We start from the raw sequence: 3,245 nt of genomic DNA, 5'->3' as shown, positions 1-3,245 counted from the left end.
CCACGCGGCAGGCGTCAGCTCTCGGTCGGCTTGGCGCCCCGGCGACGGCGGGCGGCGAGCACGGCGATGACACCGAAGCCGATGAGTGCCGTCCCGGCGAGCAGCGCGAACCCGATCGACGCGCCGGTGCTCGCCAGCTCACCGGAGCCGGTCGTCCCCGAGGTGCCCTGCGGCGCCGGGTCGGTGGTCGTCGTCGTAGTGGACTCGCCGACCGTCGTCTCCGAGGTCGTCGCCGTGCCGGTGGTGGTCGTGGTCGGCGCGGTGGTGGTCGGGGTGGTGGTCGTGGTGGTCGGGTCCGTCTTGATCTTCCAGGCGGCCGCGCTGGTGAACTCCAGCTGGACGCTGAAGAAGCCGACGTCCTTGGCCTCGAAGCCGATGACGCAGAAGACCTCCACGGTGTAGGTGCCCGGCACGATCGTCGTGTTGTTGTCGACCGCGATGTCCTTGAAGGTGTTCGACTGCTTCACCGAGAACGCGGCCGCCGTGGAGAACTCGGTGGAGCTCCACACGTTGCTCAGCAGGCCGCCTTCGAAGCCCGCGGGCCCGGAGATGAACATGGTCGCGCCGTCGGAGTCCGCGGAGCAGGGGCCGGACGTGGTGTAGATGGGGGCGTCCACGTCGAGGCCAGCTGCCTTGTCGACCGTGAGCTTGCCCAAGTCGGCTGGACCGGCGGGGGTGGTCGTCGTGGTCGTCGGGTCGACTGTGGACGTGGGCGCGACCGTGGTGGTGGTGGTGGTGGTGGTCGTGGTGGGCTCGACGGTCGTCGTGGTCGGCTCGGTTGTGGTGGTCGTGGGTTCCACCGTGGTCGTGGTGGGCTCGACCGTCGTGGTGGTCGGCTCGGTGGTCGTGGTGGTCGGCTCAGTCGTCGTGGTGGTCGGCTCAGTGGTGGTCGGCTCGGTCGTCGTCGTGGGCTCGACAGTGGTGGTAGTCGGCTCGGTCGTCGTGGTCGTGGGCTCGACTGTGGTTGTGGTCGTCGTCGGCGCCGTCGTGGTGGTCGTCGGCACGGTGGTGGTGGTGGTGGGCGCCGCCGGGTCCGTGACCTGCCAGTGCGTGGCGTCGGTGAAGTAGATGTTGCTGGTGAAGGTGCCCTTGACCTCGGCGGAGAACATGTCGAGGCAGCTCACGACCGCGGTGTAGGCGCCCGCCTGGATCGTGGTGCTGTTGTCGACCGCGACGTCCTTGAAGGTCAGCGTCTGGGTGACCGGGAACCCGCCGCCGGTGCTGAAGCCGACGTCGGTCACCGTGGTGGCGACGAGGCCGTCGGCGAACTTGCCGGGCCCGTGGATCTTCAGGTCGTAACCGTCGGCGTCGGCCGAGCAGCCCGCCGAGGTCAGGTAGCCCGGGGCGTCGGTGTCGAGCCCCTTCGCCTTGCTCACCGTGAGGGTCCCAAGGGTGCCCACCGGCGGTTCGGCCTGGCTGCTGCCCGCGGTGAGGACCACCGCGATCCCCGCGACGGTGAGCGCGGCCGCGGCCGCGGCGATCAGTTGGCGCTTACGCATGAACTTTCCTCCATAGGTGGGACGCCGCGGCCACGAGGACGAGGGCGACGATGCCGAGGGCGAGGTAAAGGAAGGGCCGGGTCCCGTCATCCGGCGCCGCCTGGCCGCGGGCCGCCTCAGGGGCGAGTCCCGCCGCGGGCGGGGCAGGCTGGGTTGAGGCGGGCGGGCCTGCTTGGGCGGTGTCGGCGGGTGGGCCGGTGAAGTCGGGCGGGATCGCGGGCGCGGTCTGCCGCGCGGGTCCCTTGGCCTTGCCGATCGCGGTGTACCGGCCGGGTTCGGCGAACTCGAGGGAGCCGCCGAAATCGCCGAAGCTCTGCTGGGTGAACATGTCGACGCAGCGCAGCGTGATGTCGTACCGGCCGCGGAGCTCGGTCTTGTTGTCGGCGGCGAAGTCCTTCAAGGTGTATGCGAGGTGCACCTCGAAGCCCTCGGTGTGCGACATCCCCACATCCGACGTCGACACGACGACGGCGTCGGCCAGGCCGTGCCCGCGCATCGTGGCGAGATAGCCGGTGGCCGCCACCGGGCAGCCGCCCTCGGTGCGCAGCCGCACCGGCACGGCGTCGACGCTCTCCCCCGGGGTGATCACCAGCCCGCCCAGCGGTTGCGCGGCCGCCACGGGCGCCATCGACACCGCGATGAAGAGGGCCAACGCGAGTGCGATCCCGTCACGCCACCGCATGAGCCACCTCCGGCACCGGGCTCGGCTCGACCGAGCGACGCTTTCGCTTGCGCCACAGCAGCAACAGGCTGAGAGCCAGCACGAGCGCGAGGACCACGACCAGCAGCCACGGCACGGCGGCGACGGTCACACTCGCGTCGACGGCGTCGGCCTGCGGCTGCGGTCCGGGCGAGGCCACCGGGTCGATGTGCACCAGGCCGCTCAGCCAGCCCGCCGGGAGCACACCCGAGACGGTGGCGGTCACCTGGAAGCTGTTGCCGGGCAGCAGTTCGGGCAGGTCGGGCAGGTTCGGCGCGGCCGTGCCCGAACCCCAGGGCGTCTCCACGGTCACCTTCTGCCTGCCGCCCAGCCGCACGTTGCCGCTGTTGCGCACGACGTAGCTGATCCGGGTCGAGCCGGTGCCGAAGAACGACCCGTCGTAGGATCCGGCGACGTCCTCGATGGTCAGCTTCGGCACGAGATCGCCGGAGATGCGCAGGTAGATGCGGGCGCCCACGCGCTGCTCGACGGCGACGCGCTGCCCGTCGGACCCGGTGGCCTCGGTGACCAGCGAGGCGACGATGCCGCCCGCGTGGTCGCCGGGCGTGGCGTTCGCCGGGATGGTCACGGTGAACGGCACGATCCTGGTGGTGCGGCCGGGAACCACTGTGGTTCCGTCCATGGCGCCCGCGTCCACCTTGGCCCACGCCCCGACGTCCACCGGCGCGCGGCCCGCGTCGAGCAGGTCGAACCCGCCGTCGGGGGTGTTGAACGCGTCGCTCGCGTAGACCTTGAGGCTCAGCGGGGCGTCGGAGATGTTCGCGACCGCGAGGTGGTCCCTGACCACGGCGCCGGGTGTGGCGCTGTAGCTGAAGTTCGGGCGGTTGTCCGGCGCCTGGGCGGTCGCGGGCCGCACACCGAAGGTGGCCGGGCCCTTGTCCTGGGCGGCCCGCGCGGTCGCGGGCGCGAAGCCCAGCGCGAGCGCGGCGAGGAGGCCGGAGGCGAGTGTCCGGCGCCAGAGCGACTGCATGATTGGTCCTTTGTGGAGTGCGGGCGTGGCGCGGACCGGGCGCTGGGGCCCGGTC

The 3,245-nt window shown here is 71.7% G+C and carries 3 protein-coding genes; all 3 read right to left on the bottom strand.

The annotated features are described in order from the left end of the window. Window positions 1-14: 14 nt before the first annotated feature. From ACRDSQ_RS30305 to ACRDSQ_RS30295, 3 genes are read right to left on the bottom strand one after another with little or no spacing between them, the layout of a single operon-like run. On the bottom strand, window positions 15-1,499 hold the full coding sequence (locus ACRDSQ_RS30305; protein WP_431425810.1) for a hypothetical protein: 1,485 nt from the start codon (window positions 1,497-1,499) through the stop codon (window positions 15-17). Beyond that, complete coding sequence (locus ACRDSQ_RS30300; protein WP_431425808.1) at window positions 1,492-2,181, bottom strand: hypothetical protein; 690 nt, start codon at window positions 2,179-2,181, stop codon at window positions 1,492-1,494. Before ACRDSQ_RS30300 ends, ACRDSQ_RS30305 begins: the two co-directional genes overlap by 8 nt. After that, window positions 2,168-3,190: a DUF916 domain-containing protein gene (locus tag ACRDSQ_RS30295; RefSeq protein ID WP_431425806.1), complete on the bottom strand. Its 1,023-nt coding sequence runs from the start codon at window positions 3,188-3,190 to the stop codon at window positions 2,168-2,170. Before ACRDSQ_RS30295 ends, ACRDSQ_RS30300 begins: the two co-directional genes overlap by 14 nt. Window positions 3,191-3,245: the final 55 nt, after the last annotated feature.

Source organism: Actinokineospora sp., from assembly GCF_050699995.1.
In the GTDB taxonomy this organism is placed as follows: domain Bacteria; phylum Actinomycetota; class Actinomycetes; order Mycobacteriales; family Pseudonocardiaceae; genus Actinokineospora.
Note: the sequence above shows the minus strand (reverse complement) of the source record. Positions and strands in the feature narration are given on the sequence as shown.